We start from the raw sequence: 24,739 nt of genomic DNA, 5'->3' as shown, positions 1-24,739 counted from the left end.
CCCTCCCCCACCCCACCCCTGCGCTACGAGGCGCGCGACGGCCTGTTCCTGCGCCCCACCACGTGGGAGGACCTGCTCGCGCTGCGAGCCCTGCACCCGGAGGCGATGCTCGTGGCCGGCGCCACCGAGCTGGGCGTGGACATCACCAAGAAGTCCCGTCGCTACCCGTTCCTCATCTCGACGGAAGGCGTGGAGGCCCTGCGCGCCATCCGCCGCGAGGAGGACGGCTGGTACGTGGGCGGCGCCGCGTCGCTGGTGGACGTGGAGGACGCGCTGGGCCACGAGGTGCCGGAGCTGGCGAAGATGCTCAACGTCTTCGCCTCGCGGCAGATCCGCCACCGCGCCACGCTCGCGGGCAACCTGGTGACGGCCTCGCCCATCGGGGACACGGCGCCGGTGCTGCTCGCGCTGGACGCCCGGCTGGTGCTCGCGTCCGTGCGCGGCGAGCGGACGGTGGCGCTGTCGGACTTCTTCCTCGCCTACCGCAAGACGGCGCTCCAGCCGGACGAGGTGGTCCGCTTCGTCGTCATTCCCCACGCCCCGGCGAAGGACAGCGGACTGACCCGGCACTCGGACAGCTTCAAGGTGTCCAAGCGCCGCGAGCTGGACATCAGCATCGTCGCGGCGGGCTTCTGCATCGAGACGGACGCGCTGGGCCTCGTGCGCACCGCGCGCCTGGGCTACGGCGGCGTCGCGGCCACCCCGGCGCGGGCGAAGCAGACGGAGGCCCAGCTCGTAGGCCACCCGTGGAACACGGAGGCCGTGGCCCGCGTGCGCGCCACGCTGGAGCGCGAGTTCACGCCCCTCACGGACCTGCGTGGCAGCGCGGAGTACCGGCGCGGGCTGGTGGTGTCCCTGCTGGAGAAGTTCGCGTCCGGCGAGCGCAGCGCCGCGCTGGACGGACGCCCCCGCTTCGCCCCGGGCGCGCCTGTCGCCACCGCGGACGCGGGCCGCGAACTGCGCCATGAGAGCGCGCTGGGCCACGTGACGGGCAGCGCGCAGTACGTGGACGACCTCGCGCAGCGCCAGCCCATGCTGACGGTGTGGCCGGTGCTGTCGCCGCACGCGCACGCGCGCATCCTCCGCCGCGACGCCAGCGCCGCGCTGAAGGTGCCCGGCGTGGTGAAGGTGCTGCTCGCGGAGGACATCCCGGGCATGAACGACACGGGCCCCATCCGCCATGACGAGCCGCTGCTCGCGAAGGACGAGGTGCTCTTCCACGCGCAGGTGGTGGCGCTCGTCGTCGGCGAGACGCCCGAGGCCTGCCGCGAGGGCGCGCGCCAGGTGGTGGTGGACTACGAGCCCCTGCCCGCGGTGCTCACGCTGACCGAAGCCCTGAAGCAGGGCAGCTTCCACACCGACCCGCACATCATCCGCCGGGGCGACGTGGACAGCGCGCTCGCCTCCAGCCCGAACCGGCTGGCCGGAGAGCTGACGATGGGCGGCCAGGAGCACTTCTACCTGGAGACGCACGCGGCCTTCGCGGAGGTGGGCGACGACGGAGACGTCACGGTGACGTCCTCCACACAGCACCCGTCGGAGGTGCAGGCCATCATCTCGCACGTGCTGCACATGCCGCGCAGCCGCGTGGTGGTGAAGGCGCCGCGCATGGGCGGCGGCTTCGGCGGCAAGGAGACGCAAGGCAACGCGCCCGCCGCGCTGGTGGCGCTGGCGGCGGTGCACACGGGCCGGCCGGTGAAGTGGATGCTGGACCGCGACGTGGACATGGTCGTCACGGGCAAGCGCCATCCGTTCCACGCGGCCTGGGAGGTGGGCTTCGACGCCACGGGCCGGCTGCTCGCGCTCAAGGCGGACCTCACGTCCAACGGCGGCTGGTCCCTGGACCTGTCCGAGTCCATCACCGACCGGGCCCTCTTCCACCTGGACAACGGCTACTACGTGCCGTCGGTGCGCTACACCGGCCGCGTGGCGAAGACGCACCTGGTCTCCAACACGGCATTCCGGGGCTTCGGCGGTCCGCAGGGCATGCTGGTGATGGAGGACATCCTGGCGCGCATCGCGGCCGCCCTGGGCCTGGCCCCGGAGGCCGTGCGCCAGCGCAACCTCTACGACGGCGTGGGCGACACCAACACCACGCACTACGGCCAGGAGCTGGAGGACAACCGGCTGCCGAAGCTGTGGAACGACCTGATGGAGTCGTCCGACTTCGCGAAGCGCCGCGCGGAGCTGGAGGCCTTCAACGCGTCCAGCCCCCGCATCAAGCGCGGACTGGCCATCACGCCAATGAAGTTCGGCATCTCCTTCACCGCCACCTTCCTCAACCAGGCGGGCGCGCTGGTGCACGTGTACCGCGACGGCTCCGTGCTGCTGTCGCACGGCGGCACGGAGATGGGCCAGGGGTTGCACACCAAGATCCAGGGCGTGGCCATGCGCGAACTGGGCCTGCCCGCGGACCTGGTGCGCGTGGCGCACACGGCGACGGACAAGGTGCCCAACACGTCCGCGACGGCGGCCTCCAGCGGCTCCGACCTCAACGGCGCGGCGGTGCGCGAGGCCTGCATCCAGGTGCGCGAGCGGCTGGCTCCGGTGGCCGCCCGCATGCTGGTGCAGTTGCACGGGCAGGCGGTGTCTCCGGACGCGCTGGTGTTCGAGGACGGGCGCATCTCGGCGGCGTCACGGCCGGACCAGGGGCTGCCCTTCGGGACCGTGGTGGAGGAGGCCTACCGCGACCGCGTGGGCCTGTCCGTCACGGGCTACTACCGCACGCCGGGCATCGGCTACGACCGGACCCTGGGCCGGGGCAAGCCGTTCCTCTACTTCGCCTATGGCGCGGCGGTGAGCGAGGTGGAGGTGGACGGCGACACGGGCATGAAGCGCGTGCTGCGCTCGGACCTGCTGGAGGACGTGGGGGATTCACTCAACCCCGGCCTGGACCGGGGTCAGGTGGAGGGCGCCTTCGTGCAGGGCATGGGGTGGCTCACCGGCGAGGAGCTGAAGTGGGACGCGAACGGGCGGCTGCTCACGCACTCCGCCAGCACCTACGCCGTGCCCGCGTTCAGCGACGCGCCCATCGACCTGCGCGTGGCCTTGATGGAGCGGGCCGAGCAGAAGGGCACCATCCACGGCAGCAAGGCCGTGGGCGAGCCGCCGCTGATGCTGGCCCTGTCCGTGCGGGAGGCGCTGCGCGACGCGGTGGCCGCCTTCGGAGCGCCGGGCGGCGACGTGGACCTGCCCTCGCCCGCCACGCACGAGGCCCTCTTCCTGGCCATCCAGCGGCGCAAGGCGAGGGGCGCGGGGCTCCCGGTTCCGGACGAAACGCGCGAGGTGGCCTGAGCCGGGCGGCGGGTGCGGCAACATGCCACGGCAAGCTTTCCCAGCCAGTGCGTTAGACGGGGGCACCTTCCAAGGATGATTCCCATGCGCTCCGTGCTCCGCTCCCGCCTCCTCCTTCCCCTGGCCCTCGTGGGCGCGCTCGGCTGTGGGGACGACGAACCCCAGACGCCCGAGCTGCTGACGGTGAACCTGCCTGTCGTCGCCCGCGTGGGCACGGAGGCCTTCGAGTGCGGCAAGACGTACACGAACGTCGGGACGACGGGGACGACCTACGAGCCCATGGACTTCCGCGTGTATGTCCACAACGTGCGGCTGGTGACGCGGGACGGGAAGGAGGTGCCCGTGACGCTGACCGAGGACGGCACGTGGCAGCACTCGGGCGTGGTGCTGCTGGACTTCGCGAACAGGGACGGGCTGTGCACGCAAGGCACGGCGGCGATGAACGCGTCCATCAAGGGCACGGCGCCCCAGGGTGACTACACGGGCCTGCGCTTCACGGTGGGCGTGCCGGAGGACGTGAACCACGGCGACCCCACGACGCTCGGTGCGCCGATGGATGATACGGGCCTGCACTGGAGCTGGCAGAGCGGCTTCATCTTCACGCGCATCGAAGGCCGCACGCAGGGCCTTCCCCAGCATGTCCTGCACCTGGGGAGCACGGCCTGCGCGCCGCCGCCCGAGGGCCAGACGCAGGGCACCGCCGGGTGCGCGAACAACAACCGTCCGGAGTTCCACCTGGACGGCTTCGACGTGACGAAGAACAAGGTGGTGATGGACCTGGGCACGCTCTTCGCGGGCGCCAACCTGGACGTGAACGCGCCTGGCACGGCCGCGGGCTGCATGTCGTCCCCCAACGACACGGACTGCGGTGCCCTCTTCCAGCCCCTGGGGCTGGCCTTCGGCGGCCAGGCGGCGAACCCGGCCGCGCAGACCTTCATCCGGGCCGAGTAGGAGAGGACGTCCGACGTGGCACGACGACAAGGACAGGCGTGGAAGGCCCTGGCGACGGTGGCGTTGCTGGGCGCGGGCTGCGCGGATCCCTCGGGTCCGACCGAGGAGCCCGTGCCCTACGACTGGAAGCTGCCAGCGGGCTTCCCCAAGCCGCGCGTGCCGGAGGACAACCCCATGTCGGAGGCGAAGGTCCAGCTGGGCCGGCGCCTCTTCTACGACAAGCGCCTGTCGTTGAACGGCACGCAGTCCTGTGGCTCCTGCCACGAGCAGGCCCGGGCCTTCACGGACGGGCGAGTGCACGCGGTGGGCAGCACGGGACAGGCGCACCGTCGCAACGGACAAGGGCTGGCGAACGTGGCGTACGCGACCAGCCTCACCTGGGCCAACTCCGCGCTCACCACGCTGGAGGCCCAGGCGCTGGTGCCGCTGTTCGGGCGGGAGCCGGTGGAGCTGGGCTTCGCGGATCAACAGGACGTGTTGCTGGAGCGGCTTCGCGAGGATCCGGACCTGACGGCCCGTTTCGCGGAGGCATTCCCGAACGAGGCCACGCCGGTGTCGCTGGCCACGCTGACGCGGGCGCTGTCCGCGTTCGAGCGTTCGCTCATCTCCGGCACGTCGCCGTATGACCGCTATCTGTACGGCAAGGAGGTGGACGCGCTGAGTCCCGCGGCGAAGCGGGGCTTGCAGCTGTTCCTGTCCGAGCGCCTGGAGTGCGACCACTGCCACTCCGGCTTCAACTTCCAGGACGCGACCGTGCACGAGGCGACGAAGGAGCCGGTGCTGCCGTACCACAACACGGGGCTCTACAACGACGACGGCCAGGGCGCGTATCCCGCTGGGGACACAGGCCTCTTCGAAATCACGTTCCGTCCGGATGACATGGGGCGCTTCAAAGCGCCGTCGCTGCGCAACGTAGCCGTCACCGGGCCGTACATGCACGACGGCAGCGTGGAGACGCTCTCCGACGTGTTGGACCACTACGCGGCGGGAGGCCGAGCACGGGCGGCGAACGGCGGACAACCGAGCCCCCTGCAGAGCGCCTTCGTGCGCGGCTTCGAGCTGACGCCCGAGGAGAAGGCGGACGTCGTCGCGTTCCTGGAGTCGCTCACGGACACGGCGTTCCTGACCGACCCGCGCTTCGCGGATCCCGCCACCGTGCCGTGAGCCGGTATCGTCATCGGCTGTGATTCAGCCATGGCGATTCCTCGTGGGCTCCACCGTGCGGCGGTGGGCGGTGCTGGCCTGCATGGCCCTGCTCATCGCGGGCTGTGCTTCGTCACCGTCACACGGAGGCACCTGGAGCTACGGCACTCCGGCTGCGCGCTCGGCATGGCGCCCCTGGGCTGGAGGAGTCCGGAAGGCTTCCGCTGAGTCTCGTGACGACAAGGGAGGGTCCTGTGGCAGTCGGCCTCTGCCGCCTGGCTGGCCCGACCTGGACCGAAGCGAACAGCGCCTCGCGCCGTTCCTGGCCTGTGCCTCGCCCGCGGCCTTCGTGGCGATGCAGCGCGGCGTGGACATGGCCTGGCTGGTGGAATCCCTTGAGGATTGGGACGCCGTCCGGCTGGGGGCGTTGGGGCCGTTGGATGCGAAGGCCTCCGGCATCCTTCAGCGCAAGCGCGCCGCGTTCCTCGTCAGCGCGGTCGAGAAGTATGGCGCGCCACGCGCGGAGGTGTTCGCCCTCTTCATCCTCCACGCCACCTTCGATGACGAACTGCGCGAGCTGGTCCAGCGCCTGGCCCGCGACAAGCAGTTCGGGGAGACCCTGGGCGGCATGCCCACCGTGCGCGAGGAGTTGCTGCGCAGGGGTCTGAAGGTCACGACGTATCCGGAGCGGGAAGAGCAGGCCGGTGACGTCCTGCGGGGTTTGGGGCGCGCGGGGCGGGATGCGCTGTCCAGCACCGACGTGAGCGCAGGCGCCCGCTACGTGGAGTTCTCCGCGAAGCGTGCGCAGTTGCCACCGCCCTACCAGGAAGCGCTCGACGCGGTGGAGCGGGCCCTGATGGCAGGGCACTTCTCACCGGGCAGCGTGGTGCGGGGTGGCTTCGATCACCTGACGTTCGGCGTCCCGATGGGCTTCTTCCATCTGGTCGCAGGAACGGCCCAGGGAGCAACGTCCCTGGCGAAGGGCCGATACGAACAGGCCACGCGAGAGCTGGCACCCGCCGCGTTCATGGTCGCGCTGTACGCGGGAGGCAAGGGCGCACGAGCCCTGCGAAGAGAACGGCCCACCTTCGACCTGGAGGCACTCAAGGCGGCGGTGGAGCGGCTGGAGGACCAGTTGGGGGTGAACGCCACGCGGGAGCTGCTGCGTCAGCTCCGAGCGAGCCGGGAAGGCGCCCTCCTCGCCGCCGAGTGGGGAGAAGCGGGAGCGCTCGCGCTGTACGAGGCCCGAGGCAATCCAGCGAAGGCCCAGGCCCTGCTGGCGGAGGCAAGCCGTGAACGCCCGGGCGCAGCACAGAAGAGTACCGGCAGAAGTGGAGACGCCGCCGCGCTGTCGAAGGACTTCGCGGGAGTACCACCGGAGGTCTTGGAGGCACGGCTCGCGCAGGTGGAATGGGAGGCCACGGGACCACGGCTGTCCCGCGAAGTGTCCTTCCTGAAGGAGCATCCACCTGAGAGGGATGCACCGCCGGGAGCCGAAGCTCACCCCCTCTGGACCGAGTACATGAGTTATCGCGAGGCCCGGCTCGCGGAACTGGAACAGGGCACGCCCGCCAAGGGTCCCCTGCGCTGGGAGGGCTACCTGGAGCTGCGCGGACAGTTCATCCGCGGGCTGATGTTCGAGCGGGCCATGGTCGCCCAGCTCCGCGCGGATGCAGCACTGCCCCGAGCGCAGCGTCGGTGGCTCAAGGACTTCGATCAGCCCCGCATCGAAACGCATGTGGGCATGACGAAGGCGGACCTGCGCTTCGCGGACGTGCTGGCCGTTGAAACGAAGCCACCGTCAGGCCAACCGCCACGCATGGAGACCTTCAGCTTCAAGAGTCGCGACCTGCATCTCCTCAGTGAGGCAGCACTGACGGCCCAAATGAGGGCGGACGCGCGAGCGGCTCTTCGGTATTACGGTGAGGCCGTGAACGTCCGTAGACCTGGACTGGAAGGGCCGGCACGAATCCGCAGGGTACGCCTCATCTACGAAGGAGGCGATCTCAAGCCTGGGCGTATGGTCGACATGAAGAGACCCCTGAGGATCCTCCGGGACGAGTTCCCGGATGTGGAGGTCCGAATCCAATGACTTTGGAAAGCCCCCCTAGGCTCATCGCGGCGGACTACCTGCGCCTTTCGTTTGATGGCGCCTGCAACACCCCCGGCGTCCTCGAACGGGAACTCGCGCCGTTTCTTGAAGCACTTGAATCAGGCGCTGGCGAGTGGATGCCAGACATCGTCGAAGGGGTGCGGCGCCGCAAATACACACGAGAGGCCGTCGCCAAGGGACTGGCCGAATCGCGCCAGGAAAGAACGACATCCGTGGGGCTCTACCGCACAACGGGGCCCGACCTGGACACGTCACTCCACCTTCGATTTCCGCCACTACGACCCAGCCTGGATCTTTCTCTCACGGTGAATCCGCTCGACCTCTTCGCGCGGGAATCAAGCTGCAAAGAGCTCGTGGAGATGGTCCGAACCTGGGCCATCCACTACCCCGTCACACACGCGACGGCTCACAGCGTGGCGGACAGGGAACTGGCGGACTTCCCCAATTTCGGCCGGGACGACGAGACGACCTACCAGGACGGCTTCGATAAGATCTACGAAGTCTGCTGGCTCAACGTCTTCGGCGCGAAGCTCGTGGACACTGTCGGCCGCGAGCGCATGCGATCCACGCCCGCCCACCGCGTCGAAGAACTTCCCGACGGCTCCATCCTCCTCGTCACCTGGCCTACCGCCGCGGACTTCGCCACTGAGGCCGCCCGCGTCGCGCAGGCCCACGCGTGGGTCCACCTTCGGCCGGACCTCGACTTCGACACGGTGATGGCCATCCTCCGCGAGCGAAGCGCGACCCTCGCCCCAGTCGAGCCCCGCTTCGCTCCGGACGTCGCCGCGCTGCTCTCACGCCTCCCCGAATACGTATCCCTGGCCCAGCACCAGCGGCGCATCGCGGAGCTCAATGCCTACGTCCCGCCAGAGCCAGACGAATGGCTCCCCCTGGACGCGGCCCTGCCGTCAGACGTGGCCGACCCGAAGGCCGCCCTCGATCAGTACGCATCCTTCGCGGAGCGCCTCGTGGCGCTGCTCCACACGCCGGTGCCCTCCGTCTTCAAGGGGTCCCCCGAATCCCTGACGGACATCGACTTCCACTTCTGGAAGGAGACCTTCCCGGACACCTTCGAGCGGCACAACATCGATGCCACCGCGGTCCCCGCCATCGGCGCCTACCTGGGAGAGGTGCTGGTCCGGCACCTGGGCGGTCAATGGCTCCCACGCAAGAACTGGATGGAAGCCCAGGTCCGTGTCGGCGACCGCGTCTGGTTGCCCTTCGCCCGCGCGCACCGCTACATGCGGTCCACCCAGGCGCTGCTGGACCACTCCCTCACCCAGCTCTATCGCGTCGCCGAACGCCACGCCCGCTACTGAGCCGGCGGCTTGAGGTCGTCCGGCAATCGCTCCAGCGCTCCCGGCCGCTCCACTCCGAAGCCCGTGCCGGCGGCCTCCAAGCCACGGGCAGGTCGTGCACGTGCTCCTCCTCCAGAGTCCAAGGGCGGTGAGCCCGTAGCGCGTGGAATCCCCTTGAGGGATCGTCACGGGCTGTGATTCAGCCATGGCGATTCCTCGTGGGCTCCACCGTGCGGCGGTGGGCGTTGCTGACCTGCATGGCCCTGCTCATCGCGGGCTGTGCTTCGTCACCGTCCCACGGGAGCACCTGGGGCTACGGCACTCCGGCGGCGCGCTCAGCATGGCGCCCCTGGGCTGGAGGGGTCCGGAAGGCTTCCGCTGAGTCTCGTGACGACAAGGGATGGGCTTGTGGCAGTCGGTCGCTACCGCCTGGCTGGCCCGACCTGGAGCGAAGCGAACAGCGCCTCGCGCCCTTCCTGGCCTGTGCCTCGCCCGCGGCCTTCGTGGCCATGCAGCGAGGCGTGGACATGGCCCGGGTGGTGGAGTCCCTTGATGATTGGGATGCCGTCCGGCTGGGAGCGTTGGGGCCGTTGGACGCGAAGTCCTCCGGCGTCCTTCAGCGCAAGCGCGCGGCCGTCCTCGTCTCCGTGGTCGAGAAGTACGGCCCACCCCGCGCGGAGGTGTTCGCCCTCTTCATCCTGCACACCAGCTTCGATGACGAGCTGCGCGACCTGCTCCAGCACCTGGCCCGCGACAAGCAGCTCGGGGAGACCCTGGGCGGCATGCCCACCGTGCGCGAGGAGTTGTTGCGCCGGGGCTTGAAGGTCACGGCGTATCCGGAGCGGGAAGAGAGGGCCGGTGACGTCCTGCGGGGTTTGGGCCGCGCGGGGCGGGACGCGCTGTCCAGCACCGACGTGAGCGCGGGGGCCCGCTACGTGGAGTTCTCCGCGAAGCGTGCGCAATTGCCGCCGCCGTATCAGGAAGCGCTCGACGCGGTGGAGCGGGCCCTGCTGGCGGGGCACTTCTCACCGGGCAACGTGGTGCGAGGCGGCTTCGACCACCTGACGTTCGGCGTCCCGATGGGCTTCTTCCATCTGCTCGCGGGAACGGCCCAGGGGACAACGTCGCTGGCGAAGGGCCGGTACGAACAGGCCACGCGGGAGCTGGCACCCGCCGCGCTCATGGTCGCGCTGTACGCGGGAGGCAAGGGCGCACGGGCGCTGCGAGGAGAACGGCCCGCCTTCGACCTGGAGGCGCTCAAGGCCGCGGTGGAGCGGCTGGAGGACCAGCTCGGAGTGAACGCCACCCGGGAGTTGCTGCGTCAGCTCCGCGCGAGCCGGGAAGGTGCCCTCCTCGCCGCCGAGTGGGGAGAAGCCGGAGCGCTCGCGCTGTACGAGGCCCGAGGCAACCCGGCGAAGGCCCAGGCCCTGTTGGCGGAGGCAAGCCGCGAACGCCCGGGCACTACACAGAAGAGCACCGGCAGAAGTGGAGACGCCGCCGCGCTGTCGAAGGACTTCGCGGGAGTACCACCGGAGGTCCTGGAAGCACGGCTCGCCCAGGTGGAGTGGGAGGCCACGGGAGCACGGCTGTCCCGCGATGTGTCGTTCCTGAAGGAGCATCCACCCGAGCGGGGGGCACCGCCTGGAGCCGAAGGGCATCCACTCTGGGCCGAGTACGTGAGCTATCGCGAGGCCAGGCTCGCGGAGCTGGAACAGGGCACGCCCGCGAAGGGTCCCCTGCGTTGGGAGGGATACCTGGATCTGCGCGGGCAGTTCGTCCGCGGGCTGATGTTCGAGCGAGACATGGTCGCCCGGCTCAGGGCGGACGCGGCATTGCCCCGAGCGCAGCGTCGGTGGCTCCGGGACTTCGAGGAACCCCGCATCGAAACGCACGTGGGCATGACGAAAGCGGACCTGCGCTTCGCGGACGTGCTGGCCGTTGAAACGAAGCCACCGTCAGGCCAACCGCCACGCATGGAGACCTTCAGCTTCAAGAGCCGCGATCTGCATCTGCTGAGCTTGGGCGAGCTGACAGCTCAAATGAAGGCGGACGCGCGTGGAGCGGTCCAGTATTACGGCGAGACCGTGAACATCCGTCGGCCAGGACTCGAAGGATCGGTGCGAATCCAGAGGGTTCGCCTTGTCTATGAAGGTGGCAGATTGAAACCCGCCAAGGGAAGCACGCTCAAAGGCGCGTTGGAGTCCGTCCTTAGCAACGTCGCTGGCGTGGAGGTCGTAATTCAGTGACAGACGACAACCTGCTGCTCTCGTTCAATGGAGCCTGCAACACACTCGCGGATCACATAGGTGAATTGGCGCCGCTGCTCACCGCGCTTGAGTCAGGTGCAGGTCCATGGATGCCGGACATCACCCAGGGGAAACGGCGGCAGCGTTACACACGCACGGCGGTCGTGAAGGCCCTGACAGAATCACGAGAAGAGCGAACTACCTCCGTCGGACTCCACCGCACGACGGGGCCCAAGCTGGACATGGAGATTCTGCTTCGCTTTCCACCTCTTCCTCCGAGCCTTCGCATATGGATCGACATCAACCCGATTGACCTATTCGCGGAGGAAGCCCGCTGCCAGGCGTTCGTGGAGATGGTCCGTGCATGGGCCATCCACTATCCCGTCACCCACGCCTCGGCCCACAGCCTGGCCGACAAGGAACTGGCGGACTTCCCCAATTTCGGCCGAGACGACGAGACGACCTTCCGGGACGGCTTCGACAAGGTCTACGAACTCTGCTGGCTCAACGTCTTCGGCGCGAAGCTCGTGGACACCGTTGGCCGCGAGCGCATGCGCTCCACGCCCGCCCACCGCGTCGAAGAACTCCCGGACGGCTCCGTCCTCCTCGTCACCTGGCCCACCGCCGCGGACTTCGCCAGCGAGGCCGCTCGCGTCGCCCAGGCCCGCGCATGGGTCCACCTTCGGCCGGACCTCGACTTCAACACGGTGATGGCCACCCTCCGCGAACGAAGCGCCACCCTCGCCCCCGTCGAACCCCGCTTCGCTCCGGACGTCGCCGCGCTGCTCTCACGCCTCCCTGAATACGCCTCCCTGGCCCAGCGCCAGCGGCGCATCGCGGAGCTCAACGCCTACGTCCCTCCAGAGCCAGACGAGTGGCTCCCCCTGGACGCCGCCCTGCCTTCAGACGTGGCCGACCCGAAGGCCGCCCTCGATCAGTACGCATCCTTCGCGGAGCGCCTCGTGGCGCTGCTCCACACGCCGGTGCCCTCCGTGTTCAAGGCGTCCCCCGAATCCCTGACGGACATCGACTTCCACTTCTGGAAGGAGACCTTCCCGGACACCTTCGAGCGGCACAACATCGATGCCCTCGCCGTCCCCGCCGTGGGTGCCTACCTGGGCGAAGTGCTGGTCAAACACCTGGGCGGCCAATGGCTCCCACGCAAGCAATGGATGGAAGCCCAGGTCCGAGTCGGTGACCGCGTGTGGCTGCCCTTCGCCCGCGCGCACCGCTACATGCGGTCCACGCAGGCGCTGTTGGACCACTCCCTCACCCAGCTCTACCGCGTCGCCGAACGCCACGCCCGCTACTGAGCAGGCGGCTTGAGATCATCCGGCAACCGCTCCAGCGGAGGACGCTCCAGCGCCCCCGGCCGCTCGACGCCAGAGGCCGTACCCGCGTCGCTCTGCCCCGTGGGCGGCGGCGAGGGCTTGTCCGAACAGCCGGCGAGAACACCGACACACAACACGAAGATCCAGTGGCGCATGGTCGCTCCTAGTACTTCACCCAGATGACCGTGCCCGGATGGATCTGCGTGAGCGCGGTGACGCCGGACTCCTTCTCGATGAGCGCCTGCGTGACGGGGTTGAAGCTGTACGCCTGCGTGCCAGACCAGACAATGAGCGCGTCCTTGAACACGGTCAGGTCATGCACGTGCTCCCCTACCGTGTACTGGTTCCAGCCCGGCAGCCGCGAGGGCAACAGGTAGAGCGACGGCGCCGGGTTCTCCGAAGGCACCGTGCCCGCGTCCCCGTCGTGGCTGTGCTCACCGCCCGCGGTGCTCGTCCACTCCACCACTGTCAGCGCCCCGCCTGGCGTGCTGCACGTCTGCGTCGTGGGGAAGAACAGCGTGGTGAACGGCTTCGAGGGCAGCTTCATGCGCAGCCCCAGGTGGAAGAAGTGCGTGTCCGCCGCCTTCACGTTGCCCGTGGGCCGGGTCCACGTCACCGCCGTCACGTTGCCGGAGGCGTCCTTCTCCACCTCGGCCGTGCCGAACACGGAGTCCACCGGGCGCACGTTCGTGACGCCCTCCGGAATCTGGACCCGCATCTTGTACGTGTCCGCGCCGTCACAGCCGTGGCTCACCGTGATGTCAGCCTCGAAGGTCGCCCCGGCATGGGGAGGCGTGGCCCCCGCCACCGCCGCGTGCGCGAAGGCGGATGAGGACAGCAGCGAACCCGCGACAACACACAGCGACCCCAGGGAAGACTTCATCGGGTGACTCCGGGAAGAAATGAACATCCCGGATATCAGCCTCCCGTGGCGCGAACGCTGCGGTCATTTGTCGCAGCGCCCGCACCGGGCATCCTCACGGCAGCGCGATGCGCCCCGGAGCGTTCTGGGTGCCCTGCTCGGTGTGACAGCTGTTGCAGTCCCCATTGCTCTGCGGCGTGGCCATCATCCGCGACGTGCCATCCGGCCCCACCAGCCGCGCCCGGTACGGCATCGGGAAGGACGGCTGGAGCGTCGTGGACATGAAGTTGCCCGCGGAGTTCGGCACCAGCGTGAGCCGCACCTGATCCTCCAGGTCCAGGATCTCCACCTTCACGTTCGACGGCTCCTGCAGCCGGGCATCACATCCGTCCGCCTCGTGGAGCGACGGAAACACCGTGCCCATGAAGAAGTACGCCATGGAGGGCGCCTGCCTCAGGTGACAGTTCCGGCAGGCGTAGCCAGGCGCCATGGTGGCCCCAGTGCCGCCCGTCGCCTCGGTCCAGATGCTTCTGCTCGCGCACGTCGTCGGCGCGGGCCCCGGCTCCACGCCCGCGTCGACGTCCAGCACCACCGCCATTCCCGGCTCCGCGGAACACCCCAGCGCTCCACACAAGGACAGCGCCTTCCACGTCCACCGCGTCACGTCACGACCTGATCCCGGCATGGCCCTCACGCACCCTCTTGAGCGGCGTCTACCACGCGCGCCGTGTCCCCCCCGTGCGGCAAGAACGCGCAGGGACGTGTCGGACCCACCCCGTATCCTCCTCAAACACTCATCAGACGAATTCAAGGAATCCCATTTTCGCTGGCAATTCCCAGACACAGACAGCCGCCGGGCGATCCCACCGAGGCCAGACGCTCGCGGGGAGGCGGACCCATACACTCCGCGTGTTCCCGTCGCATGATCCGATGTGTCACGTTTACACGGACACCGCGCGCACTATCCCGCGAACAGGGGAGGTCCCCGGGTTTCCGACCTTGGGGGTCATTTGAATGTTCCTCCATTCGCGCGATGAAGTGACGGGCGGCCCAGACGCTCTCCGAATTCCGTCACCATGAAATTCGCACCCTGCTCCGCTCCTGATTCACGAGCTCTCCGCCGTGCCCACCGGCCGGCAAGGCTCCAATGTGGGTGGGGGGGATTGCTCGCGCCCGCGCCAGGCGATACATGCGCGAGACAACGCCCCTTCACGGCGGGTGCTGATTGCGACTGACCTCTTGAATCCCTGTCTTGCCGGGAGACAGCAGCCCCCCGGCCCCTGAATCCGCGTCTCCGTGCTCTCCGTGCACGGAAACACCCCCGCCTCGCAGGAGTCGCGTCAATGCCCACTGGAACCACGCCCGGTTCTTCCCCGGTCCCCGAGTTTGCGTTTTCCACCCTGGTTGAATTGCTTCGCGTTCGCGCAAGCACCCAGGGCGACCGTCGCGGATTTACGTTCCTGCTGGACGGGGAAACGGACGAAGCGCACCTGACGTACGCGGAGCTGGATCAGAAGGCTCGCGCGATCGCGGCGGCGCTCCAGGCTCGCGGAGCCCAGGGACAGCGGGCGCTGCTGCTGTACCCGCCCGGGCTGGACTACATCGCCGGGTTTTTCGGCTGTCTGTACGCGGGCGTGATCGCGGTCCCCATCTATCCGCCGGACCCCATGCGTCTGGCGCGCACGCTGCCGCGCCTATTGGCCATCAGCCAGGACGCGCAGGCCACCATCGCCCTCACCACCGACTTCATCTACGGCATGGGGGAGATGCTCTTCGAGCAGGCGCCGGAGCTGCGGGAGCTGCACTGGATTGCCACGGACACGCTGGACGCGGAGGTCGCCGAAGGGTGGAAGGACCCGGGCGTGGCCACGGACACGCGGGTGTTCCTCCAGTACACGTCCGGCTCCACGTCGTCTCCCAAGGGCGTGGTGCTGACGCACGGCAACCTGCTGCACAACTCGAAGCTGATCCACTCGTGCTTCGGTCACTCGACGCAAAGCCAGGGTGTCATCTGGCTTCCGCCGTACCACGACATGGGCCTCATCGGCGGCATCCTGCAGCCGCTGTACGGCGGCTTCCCGGTGACGCTGTTCTCGCCGGTGGACTTCCTCAAGCGCCCCATGCGCTGGCTGGAGGCCATCTCCCGCTACAAGGCCACCACGAGCGGCGGGCCGAACTTCGCGTTCGACCTGTGCGTGCGCAAGTCCACGCCGGAAGAGCGCGCGAAGCTGGACCTGAGCCACTGGGACCTGGCCTTCAACGGCGCGGAGCCCATCATGCCGGACACGCTCCGGCGCTTCGCGGAGGCGTTCGGTCCGCAGGGGTTCCGCTCGGAGGCCATCTATCCCTGCTACGGCCTGGCGGAGGGCACGCTCATCGCCTCTGGCGGTGACAAGCGCGAGCTACCCGTGCAGCGCACCGTGGACGGGGGCGCGCTGAAGGACAACCGCGTGGTGGCGAAGGAGGCGGCGAGCCCCGGCGCCCAGACGCTGGTGGGCTCCGGCCGCAACCTCACGGATCAGCGCCTGGTCATCGCGCATCCGGAGACGGGCGCGCCGCTGGCCGCGGGCCAGGTGGGCGAGATTCGCGTCGCTGGACCCAGCATCGCGCAGGGCTACTGGGGCCGCGATGAGCAGACGCGGACCACCTTCCAGCAGCCGCTGGCCGGCACGGGTGATCCGACGCCGTTCCTGCGCACGGGCGACCTGGGTTTCCTCGCGGACGGCGAGCTGTTCGTCACCGGCCGGCTGAAGGACCTGATCATCATCCGCGGGCGCAACCACTACCCGCAGGACATCGAGCGCACGGTGGAGTCCGCCCACCCCGCCATCCGCCCCGGTTGCACGGCGGCGTTCTCCATCGAGCAGGACGACGAGGAGCGCCTGATCGTCGTGACGGAGGTGGACCGCCGAGCGGTGGAGCGTGACGGCGTGGACCTGGACGCGCTGGCGCAGGGCATCCGGCAGGCCGTCGCGGCCGGGCATGACCTTCAGGCCCAGGGCGTGGTGCTGCTGGGGCCGGGCGCCATCCCGAAGACGTCCAGCGGCAAGATCCAGCGCTTCGCCACCCGCGCGGAGTACGTCGCGGACACGCTGGAGGCGCTGCACAAGAGCGTCATCGCCGCCGCTCCCACGCAGGTGCCCGAGGCCGTGAAGACCGCCGCTCCGGAAGCCGCCGCCGCGCCCGCGCCGGTGGGCCCGGACACCAGCATGCTGCAGAAGATGCTGGCGGTGGTGACGGACGTCACCGCGCGCCGGGCCATGGTGGCGGTGTTCCTCCAGGAGCAGGCCGCGCAGGTGCTGCGGCTGCCCACCGCGCAGGTGGACCTGCAGAAGCCGCTGCATGCCTACGGCGTGGATTCGCTGATGGCGGTGGACTTCAAGAGCGCGGTGGACGCGGGGCTGGGCATCGACCTGCCGCTGTCGGACGTGCTCCAGGGCGTGTCGCTGTCGAAGCTGGCGGAGGTCGTGGTGACGTTGATGTCGGCGCCCCCGTCCCAGCAGTCCTCCAGCGCGGTGGCCGCCTCGTCCGCCACGGGCGACGCGCCCCTGTCCGGTGGGCAGCAGGCGCTGTGGTTCATGCATCAGCTCGCGCCGGACAGCGCGGCCTACCACGTGCCCGTCGCGGTGCGCGTGCGCGCGGGGCTGGACGCCAACGCGCTGAAGGGGGCCTTCGAGGCGCTGGTGGCCCGCCACCCTGCCCTGCGCACCACGTTCGTCATGGCGGCCACCGGCCCCGTGCAGCGCGTGCACGCGGAGCTGCCGCTGGACTTCACCACCACGGACGCGAAGGGATGGAGCGACGAGCAGGTCACTGAGCACCTGTCCGCCGAGGCCCGCCGCCCGTTCGACATGGAGAAGGGTCCGCTCCTGCGCGTGCGGCTGGTGTCGCGGTCCGCGGAGGACCACGCGCTGCTCATCGCGATGCACCACATCGTCACCGACTTCTGGTCGCTGGCGGTGATGGCGGAGGAGCTGGACGCGCTCTACCCGGCGCTCAAGCTGGGCAAGCGGCCCACGCTGGCGCAGCCCGCGCGCACCTACGCGGACTACGCGCGCTGGCAGTCGGAGATGCTCGCCGGTGCTCGTGGCCAGGCGCTGGAGAAGTACTGGCGCGAGCAGCTGTCCGGCACGCTGCAGGTGCTGGACCTGCCCACGGACCACCCGCGGCCCCCGGTGCAGACCTTCAACGGCCGCGTCCACACCACCCGGCTGGACGCGAACGTCGCGAGCGCGGTGAAGACGCTGGCGCGTGACAACGGCGCCACGCCGAACATGGTGCTCCAGACGGCGTTCCAGGTGCTGCTGCACCGCTACACCGGCCAGCAGGACTTCACGCTGGGCGTGGTGAGCGCGGGCCGCGGACGCGCGGAGCTGGCGGGCATCACCGGCTACTTCGTCAACCCGCTGGTGGTGCGCACGCGGCCGTCCCCCTCGCTGTCCTTCACGGACTACCTGGCCCAGACGCGCCAGACGATGCTGGGCGCGCTGGAGCACCAGGACTACCCCTTCAGCGCGCTGGTGGACCGGCTGCAGCCGGTGCGTGACCAGAGCCGCTCGCCGTTGTTCCAGGTGATGTTCGTCTACCAGCGCGCCTCCAAGCTGGACGAGCGCGGTCTCACGCCCTTCGCCCTGGACATCCCGGGCGCGAAGTCCACCGTGGCGGGCCTGCCCATCGAATCGCTGCTGCTGTCGCACGGCGGCGCGCAGTTCGACCTCACGCTCACCATGGGCGAGGCGGACGGCGAGCTGGTGGCCTCCTTCGAGTACAACACCGACCTCTTCGAGGCCGGCACCATCGAGCGCATGGCCGGGCACCTGGCCACGCTGCTGTCCGGCATCGCCGCCCAGCCGGGCCGCGCGCTCGCGGGGCTGCCGCTGCTCACGCAGGCCGAACAGCAGCAGCTGCTGGAGACCTGGAAGGGTCCGCGCGTGCCGCTCACGCAGGCGGACATGCTGCCCGCGCTCTTCGCGGCGCAGGTGGCTCGCACGCCGGACAACGTCGCGGTCCTCTTCAAGGAGGCGCAGCTCACCTACCGTGAGCTGGACGCTCGCGCGGGGCAGCTCGCCGCGTGGCTGCGCGGCGCGGGCGTGAAGCCGGGCGACATCGTCGGCATCTGCCTGGAGCGCTCGGTGGAGACGCTGGTGTCCGTGCTGGCCGTGATGGCCGCGGGCGCGGCATACGTGCCCATCGACCCGGCCTACCCCTCCGAGCGCGTGGCCTTCATCCTGGGCGACACGCAGGCGCCGGTGCTCATCACGCAGTCCTGGCTCCAGCGCACGCTGCCCTCCGGCATGTCCGCACGCACGCTGTTCGTGGACCAGCCGCTGGACGGCGCGCTGTCCTCCGCTCCCGCCGCGACGGTGGCGGCCGGGGACCTGGCGTGCCTCGTCTACACCTCCGGCTCCACCGGCCAGCCCAAGGGCGTGATGCTGGAGCACGGGGGCCTCGCGAACCTGGTGCGCTCGTTCGTGGAGTCCTACGCGCCTGGCGCGACGGACCGGATGCTGCCGCTCACGTCGGTGGCCTCCGCCAGCTTCGTGGGCGAAATCCTCCCGCTCCTGTGCACGGGCGGCGCGCTGGTGCTGCCCACCGAGGATGAGATCCTCGACCAGGAGAAGCTGTACCAGCTCATCACCCGCCACACCGTCACCATCGTGAGCACGGTGCCCGCGGTCATCGCCGGGCTCAACGCGCGCCTGGAGCAACTGCCTCCGCTCAAGCTGGTGCTCTCCGGCGGCGAGGCGCTGGTGGCCAGCGACGTGGAGAAGCTGCTCGCCACGGTGCCGGTGGTGAACGGCTATGGCCTCACGGAGACCACCGTGTGCTCCACCTACCACCGCATGGCGGTGGAGGACCTGCAGGGCCACGCGTGGGTGCCCATTGGCCGGCCCGTCATCAACACGGACGTGTACGTGCTGGACGCGGAGCGCAACCTGCTGCCCGTGGGCGTCGCCGGTGAGCTGTACGTGGGCGGCCTGGGCGTGGCGCGCGGGTACTGGAAGCGGCCGGAGCTGACCACGGAGCGCTTCGTCGCGAACCCGTTCGGCTCCGACAAGGGCGAGCGCCTGTACCGCACGGGCGACCGCGCGCGCTGGCTGCCGGACGGCGTGCTCACGTTCCTGTCCCGCGCGGATGATCAGGTGAAGATCCGCGGCTTCCGCATCGAGCTGGGTGAGGTGGAGGCCGCCGTGCGCCGTCACCCGGCCGTGAAGGACGCGTTCCTGATGGCGCGCGAGGACTCGCCCGGCGACAAGCGCCTGGTGGCCTACGTGGTGCTGGGCGAGCCCGCGCCCACGCACTCGGACCTGAACGCCTTCCTCGCGGAAGGGCTGCCGCCGTACATGCTGCCGTCCGCGTACGTGCCACTGTCCGCGCTGCCCCTGTCGCCCAACGGCAAGGTGGACGCGAAGGCGCTGCCCGCGCCGGAAGGGGCGCGCCTCGCTTCCGGCGTCGCCTACGCCCAGCCGCAGAGCGCGGTGGAGCGCAGCGTGGCGGCCATCTGGGCGGCGGTGCTCAAGGTGGAGCGCGTCGGCCTCAACGACAACTTCTTCGAGCTGGGTGGCAACTCGCTGCTCATCGCGCAGGCCCACCGGCGGCTGAAGGAGGAGCTGGGCGCGGAGCTCGCGCTGGTGGACATGTTCAAGTTCACCACGGTGAGCGCGCTGGCCCAGCACCTGGCGAACAAGGGCGAGGACTCGGGCGCGGCCTCCCAGAAGATCAAGGACGAGGCGGAGCGCCGCCGGGCCGCCCAGGCGCGGCGTCAGCAGGCGCGCGGCCGTGGCAAGTAACCAACGACTTTCAGGCACACCCCAAGATTTCGAAGGACGGCTCCATGAGCACTGAAACTCCCGAAGTGGATGGCATCGCGGTCATCGGCCTGGGCGGCCGCCTTCCCGGTGCGAAGACCATCTCCGAGTTCTGGAAGAACCTCACCGGCGGCGTGGAGAGCATCACGTTCTTCACCGATGAGGAGCTCATCGCGGAGGGCGCCGACCCCGCGATGGTCCGCGCGCCCAACTACGTGAAGGCCCGCGGCACGCTGGGCGACACGGATCAGTTCGACGCGGCCTTCTTCGGGATGAACCCCCGCGAGGCCGCGCTGATGGACCCGCAGCACCGCGTCTTCCTGGAGTGCGCGTGGGAGGCGATGGAGGCCGCCGGCTACAGCCCGGAGCGCCAGCCCGGCCGCGTGGGCGTGTTCGGCGGCATGAGCATGAACACGTACCTGCTCTCCAACCTGTACTCGCACCTGGCGCACGTCGCGTCGGTGGAGAGCCTCCAGGCGTCCATCGGCAACGACAAGGACAGCCTCACCACGGAAGTGGCGTACCGGATGGACCTGAAGGGGCCGGCCGTCACGGTCCAGTCCTCGTCCTCCACGTCGCTCACGTGCATCCACTACGCCTGCCAGAGCCTGCTGTCGTTCGAGTGCGACATGGCGCTGGCCGGTGGCGTGTCCATCCACTTCCCGGAGAAGGCGGGCTACCTGTACCACGAGGGTGGCACCACGGCGCCGGACGGCCACTGCCACACCTTCGACGAGGAGGCCGCGGGCTTCGTCGCCGGCCACGGCGCGGCGGTGGTCGCGCTCAAGCGCCTGTCGGACGCGCTCAAGGACGGTGACACCGTCTACGCGGTGGTGCGTGGCTCGGCGGTGAACAACGACGGCTCGCAGAAGGTCAGCTACATGGCCCCGGCCGTCGCGGGTCAGGCGGAGGTCATCGCGCTGGCGCAGGCGGTCGCGGGCGTGGATCCGGACTCCATCGGCTACGTGGAGGCGCACGGCACGGCGACCAAGGTCGGGGATCCGATTGAAGTCGCGGCGCTCACGCAGGCCTTCCGCCAGGGCACGGACAAGAAGAACTTCTGCGCGCTGGGCTCGGTGAAGAGCAACATCGGCCACCTGGACTCGGCGGCGGGCGCGGTGGGCTTCATCAAGGCGGCCCTCACGCTGCACCACAAGGTGATTCCGCCCAGCCTCAACTTCAAGAAGCCCAACCCGGCTTGCGACTTCCCCAACAGCCCGTTCTACGTGAACACGGAGCTGCGCGACTTCCCTCGCGGTGAGACGCCGCGCCGCGCGGGCGTCACGTCACTGGGCATGGGCGGCACCAACGCGCACGCCATCCTGGAGGAGGCGCCGGAGCTGCCCGCCACCGACAAGGCCCGCCTGCCCGCGCAGGTGGTGCTGCTGTCGGCGCGCACGGAGAACTCGCTGGAGGTCGCCACCGACCGGCTGGCCGCGCACCTGCGCGAGAACCCGAACGTGGACCTGGCGGACGTGGCGCACACGCTCCAGCTGGGCCGCAAGCGCTTCGGCAAGCGGCGGGCGGTGGTGGCGCGCACCACTGCGGAGCTGGCCTCCACGCTGGCGGAGCGCACCCCGGGCCGCGTCTTCTCCGGCAGCGCGGAGAACAGCGGCCGTCCGGTGATGTTCATGTTCTCCGGGCAGGGCTCGCAGTACGTGGACATGGGCCGCGAGCTGTACGAGACGGAGAAGTCCTTCCGCGCCCAGGTGGACACCTGCGCGGAGAAGCTCAAGCCGCACCTGGGCCTGGACCTGCGCACGGTGCTGTACCCGGCCGCGGAGTCGCGCGAACTGGCGTCGGAGCGCCTCAAGCAGACCGGCCTCACCCAGCCCGCGCTGTTCGTCATCGAGTACGCGCTGGCGAAGCTCTGGGAGTCGTGGGGCGTGACGCCGCACGCGATGGTGGGCCACAGCATCGGTGAGTACGTGGCCGCGTGCCTCGCGGGCGTGTTCACCCTGGATGACGCGCTGGCGCTGGTGGCCGCGCGTGGCCGCCTGATGCAGTCGCTGCCCGCGGGCTCCATGCTCGCGGTGTCCCTGCCGGAAGAGCACGTCACGCCCATGTTGCCGGAGGGCCTGTCCGTGGCGGCGGTGAACAGCCCGGCCACGTGCGTGGTCGCCGGCCCCACGCCGCTGGTGGACGCGTTCACTGAGACGCTGAAGCTCCAGGGTCTGGCGTCCTCGCGGCTGCACACGTCGCACGCGTTCCACTCCGCGATGATGGACCCCATCCTGGACTCCTTCCGCGAGGCGGTGCGCAAGGTGGCCCGGAAGGCGCCGACGAAGCCCTACCTGTCCAACGTCACCGGCACCTGGGTGACGGCCGAACAGGCCACGAGCCCCGACTACTGGGCGAAGCACCTGCGCGGCGCGGTGCGCTTCGCGGACGGCGTGGGCGAGCTGCTCAAGGAGTCCGACGCCATCCTGCTGGAGGTGGGCCCGGGCAACACGCTCGTCACGCTGGCCCGGCAGCACCCGGACAAGGGCGCGAAGCACGCGCTGATCAACTCGCTGCGCCACCCGAAGGAGCAGGTCGCGGACCTGGACCACGTGCTGGCCACGCTGGGCCGGCTGTGGCTGGAGGGCGTGGAGGCGGACTGGGACGCGTTCCGTGGCGGTGAGAAGCGCCGCCGCATCGCGCTGCCCACGTCCCCCTTCGAGCGTCAGCGCCACTGGGTGGACCCGCGCAAGGAGACCGCCGCCGACGGCGAGCGCGCCGAGTGGGCGTCCGCGGATCAGAAGCAGCCCGTGGCCCGCTGGTTCTACCTGCCGTCGTGGCAGCGCGCGCTGCCGTCGCCGCAGGGCACCTGGAGCGAGAAGAAGGCCACCTGGTGGCTGCTCCTCCCGGACGACGCCAACGAAGGCGTGGGCGCGCGGCTCGCGCTCAAGCTGGGTGAGGCCGGCCAGGACGTGGTGCGCATCACCCCGGCCGCCGTCACCGCGAAGCACGACGAGCACCACTGGTCGCTCGCGCTGGGCGGCGAGGCCACGGTGCTGGAGGCGCTCACCGCGCAGGGCCGCGCCCCGGACCACGTGCTGCACCTGGGCACGCTGGGCCTGGGTGACGCGCACGGCGAAGCGGACTTCGAGTCCGCGCTGGGCAAGGGCTTCCTGGGGCTGTTGTCCCTGGCGCAGGCCCTGGGCCGTCAGCCGGGCACCCGTCCCGTGTCGCTGGTCGCCGTGACGAACCGCATGCAGGCGCTGGGCGACGAGGCGCCGAACCCGGAGCTGGCCACGGTGCTGGGCCCGGTGCGCGTCATCCCGCAGGAGTACGGCCACCTGTCCGCGAAGGCCGTGGACGTGCGCCTGCCGCCGTCCGGCAGCTGGCAGGAGACGGCGCTGGTGGAGGCCCTGCTGTCCGAGGCCGCCACGCCGTCCAAGCTGGAGACCGTCATCGCGTACCGGGGCGGGGCCCGCTGGGTCCAGCACTTCGAGCACGTGCCGGCGGACGCGCCGCGCGCCGCGCAGTTGCCGCTGCGCGACGGGGGCGTGTACCTGATCATCGGCGGCTTCGGCACGCTGGGCTTCTCCCACGCGAAGTCGCTGGCGAAGCGCGCGAAGGTGAAGCTGGTGCTCGCGGGCCGCACGGCGCTGCCGGAGCGCTCGCAGTGGGACGCGCATCTGTCCGCCCATGGCGAGGACGACGCCGTCTCCCGCCGCATCCGTCAGGTGCGGGAGCTGGAGGCGCTGGGCGCCCAGGTGCACACCGTGTCCGTGGACGCGGGCAACAAGGTCCAGGTGAAGGAGACCGTGGACGTGGCGCTGACTCACTTCGGCGCACTGCACGGCGTGGTCTTCGCCGCGGGTGACGTGGGCCAGGCGCTCTTCCGCGCCATCCCGGACACCCGGCCCGAGGACGTGCGCGACACCTTCCACGGCCGCGTGCGCGGGCTGTACGCGCTGGAGGAGGCCGTGCGCGGACGCGCGCTGGACTTCTGCGTGCTGTCGTCGTCGCTGGCGGCGGTGCTGGGCGGCCTGGGGCTCGCGGCGTACTCGGCGGCCACGTCCTTCATGGACGCGTTCGCCACGAAGCAGGCGCAGACGTCGCCGGTGCCGTGGATGAGCGTGGGCTGGGACGCGTGGCAGTACGAGTCCCGCGCGGGCGGCGCGCAGAGCCCGTTCGGCGCGCTGGCCATCACTGCGGCGGAAGGCGAGGACGCCTTCGAGCAGCTCTTCCAGTTGGGCGCCGTGTCGCACGTGGCCGTGTCCACGAGCAACCTGCGCGCCCGCGCGCGCAAGTGGGCCCAGCCGGCCGCCGCGCAGGAGCAGGCGGAGGCGAAGCAGGAGGCGGGCTCGTCCCTGGGCACCACGCCCCGGCCCGCGCTCCAGAACGCCTACGTGCCGCCTCGCGACGAGCTGGAGGAGAAGATTGCCCGCCTCTGGCAGACGACGCTGGGCATCGACCAGGTCGGCGTGCACGACAACTTCTTCGAGCTGGGTGGCAACTCGCTCGTCGGCGTGAAGCTGATTGCCCGCGTGCGCGAGCAGTTCGGCGTCGCGCTGCCGGCCGTCACCCTCTACGAAGGCCCCACCGTGGGGGCGCTGGCCAGGCTGCTCAAGGCCGCCAGCGGCACCGAGGACACGGAAGCCGCGCCCGAGGAGACCGAGGCGCTCAGCCGCGGGGAGCGCCGCCGTGCGCGCCGCACCAACCGCCGGGGAGACAGCGCCTCCGACGAGGAGTAGCCGTCCC

At 70.1% G+C, this 24,739-nt stretch carries 12 protein-coding genes; 9 read left to right on the top strand and 3 right to left on the bottom strand.

Annotation, left to right across the window (positions count from 1 at the left end):
- From xdhB to D7Y15_RS19280, 7 genes are all read left to right on the top strand, one after another.
- A partial coding sequence (gene xdhB / locus D7Y15_RS19310; RefSeq protein WP_121753518.1) for a xanthine dehydrogenase molybdopterin binding subunit occupies positions 1–3,294 on the top strand: 3,294 nt, incomplete at its 5' end.
- Positions 3,295–3,378: 84 nt separating this feature from the next.
- Complete coding sequence (locus D7Y15_RS19305; protein ID WP_121753517.1) at positions 3,379–4,245, top strand: MbnP family copper-binding protein; 867 nt, start codon at positions 3,379–3,381, stop codon at positions 4,243–4,245.
- A gap of 15 nt (positions 4,246–4,260) precedes the next feature.
- Entirely contained in the window at positions 4,261–5,409 is a 1,149-nt protein-coding gene (locus D7Y15_RS19300) for a methanobactin export MATE transporter MbnM (RefSeq protein ID WP_121753516.1), read from the top strand.
- 334 nt (positions 5,410–5,743) lie between these two features.
- Positions 5,744–7,480, top strand: coding sequence for a hypothetical protein (locus D7Y15_RS19295; protein WP_233605020.1), 1,737 nt, complete (start codon positions 5,744–5,746; stop codon positions 7,478–7,480).
- Positions 7,477–8,820, top strand: a complete 1,344-nt coding sequence (locus D7Y15_RS19290; RefSeq protein ID WP_121753515.1) for a hypothetical protein — start codon at positions 7,477–7,479, stop codon at positions 8,818–8,820. The genes D7Y15_RS19295 and D7Y15_RS19290 overlap by 4 nt, the downstream gene beginning before the upstream one ends.
- Positions 8,821–9,308: 488 nt before the next feature.
- A complete protein-coding gene (locus tag D7Y15_RS19285) occupies positions 9,309–11,045 on the top strand; it encodes a hypothetical protein (RefSeq protein ID WP_233605019.1) in 1,737 nt (578 codons plus the stop codon).
- A 56-nt stretch (positions 11,046–11,101) separates the two neighbouring features.
- Positions 11,102–12,358, top strand: a complete 1,257-nt coding sequence (locus tag D7Y15_RS19280) for a hypothetical protein (RefSeq protein WP_233605018.1) — start codon at positions 11,102–11,104, stop codon at positions 12,356–12,358.
- Here the strand turns inward: D7Y15_RS19280 and D7Y15_RS44190 are convergent.
- From D7Y15_RS44190 to D7Y15_RS19270, 3 genes are all read right to left on the bottom strand, one after another.
- The gene (locus D7Y15_RS44190) at positions 12,352–12,531 is read right to left on the bottom strand and encodes a hypothetical protein (protein ID WP_148712809.1); all 180 of its coding nucleotides are present in this window, start codon (positions 12,529–12,531) and stop codon (positions 12,352–12,354) included. The genes D7Y15_RS19280 and D7Y15_RS44190 overlap by 7 nt on opposite strands.
- A gap of 8 nt (positions 12,532–12,539) precedes the next feature.
- Positions 12,540–13,259, bottom strand: coding sequence for a YcnI family protein (locus tag D7Y15_RS19275; protein ID WP_121753513.1), 720 nt, complete (start codon positions 13,257–13,259; stop codon positions 12,540–12,542).
- Positions 13,260–13,353: 94 nt separating this feature from the next.
- On the bottom strand, positions 13,354–13,923 hold the full coding sequence (locus D7Y15_RS19270; protein WP_233605017.1) for a hypothetical protein: 570 nt from the start codon (positions 13,921–13,923) through the stop codon (positions 13,354–13,356).
- A gap of 724 nt (positions 13,924–14,647) precedes the next feature.
- Here D7Y15_RS19270 and D7Y15_RS19265 point away from each other — a divergent pair.
- Both D7Y15_RS19265 and D7Y15_RS19260 read left to right on the top strand, forming a co-directional pair.
- Positions 14,648–20,029 (top strand): non-ribosomal peptide synthetase, encoded by a 5,382-nt coding sequence (locus tag D7Y15_RS19265; RefSeq protein ID WP_158629073.1) that lies wholly within the window; start codon positions 14,648–14,650, stop codon positions 20,027–20,029.
- A gap of 44 nt (positions 20,030–20,073) precedes the next feature.
- On the top strand, positions 20,074–24,732 hold the full coding sequence (locus D7Y15_RS19260) for a type I polyketide synthase (RefSeq protein ID WP_121753510.1): 4,659 nt from the start codon (positions 20,074–20,076) through the stop codon (positions 24,730–24,732).
- Positions 24,733–24,739: the final 7 nt, after the last annotated feature.

Origin of the sequence: Corallococcus sp. AB030 (genome assembly GCF_003668965.1) — a bacterium.
GTDB classification, from domain to species: domain Bacteria; phylum Myxococcota; class Myxococcia; order Myxococcales; family Myxococcaceae; genus Corallococcus; species Corallococcus exiguus.
This window is presented reverse-complemented; position numbering and strand designations above follow the sequence as displayed.

Excerpts from the sequence above, each read along its gene's own strand:
- D7Y15_RS44190 (WP_148712809.1), bottom strand. The coding sequence starts at position 12,531 with ATGCGCCACTGGATCTTCGTGTTGTGTGTCGGTGTTCTCGCCGGCTGT.
- D7Y15_RS19285 (WP_233605019.1), top strand. The coding sequence starts at position 9,309 with ATGCAGCGAGGCGTGGACATGGCCCGGGTGGTGGAGTCCCTTGATGAT.
- D7Y15_RS19295 (WP_233605020.1), top strand. The coding sequence starts at position 5,744 with ATGCAGCGCGGCGTGGACATGGCCTGGCTGGTGGAATCCCTTGAGGAT.
- D7Y15_RS19270 (WP_233605017.1), bottom strand. The coding sequence starts at position 13,923 with ATGCCGGGATCAGGTCGTGACGTGACGCGGTGGACGTGGAAGGCGCTG.
- D7Y15_RS19305 (WP_121753517.1), top strand. The coding sequence starts at position 3,379 with ATGCGCTCCGTGCTCCGCTCCCGCCTCCTCCTTCCCCTGGCCCTCGTG.
- D7Y15_RS19275 (WP_121753513.1), bottom strand. The coding sequence starts at position 13,259 with ATGAAGTCTTCCCTGGGGTCGCTGTGTGTTGTCGCGGGTTCGCTGCTG.
- D7Y15_RS19260 (WP_121753510.1), top strand. The coding sequence starts at position 20,074 with ATGAGCACTGAAACTCCCGAAGTGGATGGCATCGCGGTCATCGGCCTG.
- D7Y15_RS19290 (WP_121753515.1), top strand. The coding sequence starts at position 7,477 with ATGACTTTGGAAAGCCCCCCTAGGCTCATCGCGGCGGACTACCTGCGC.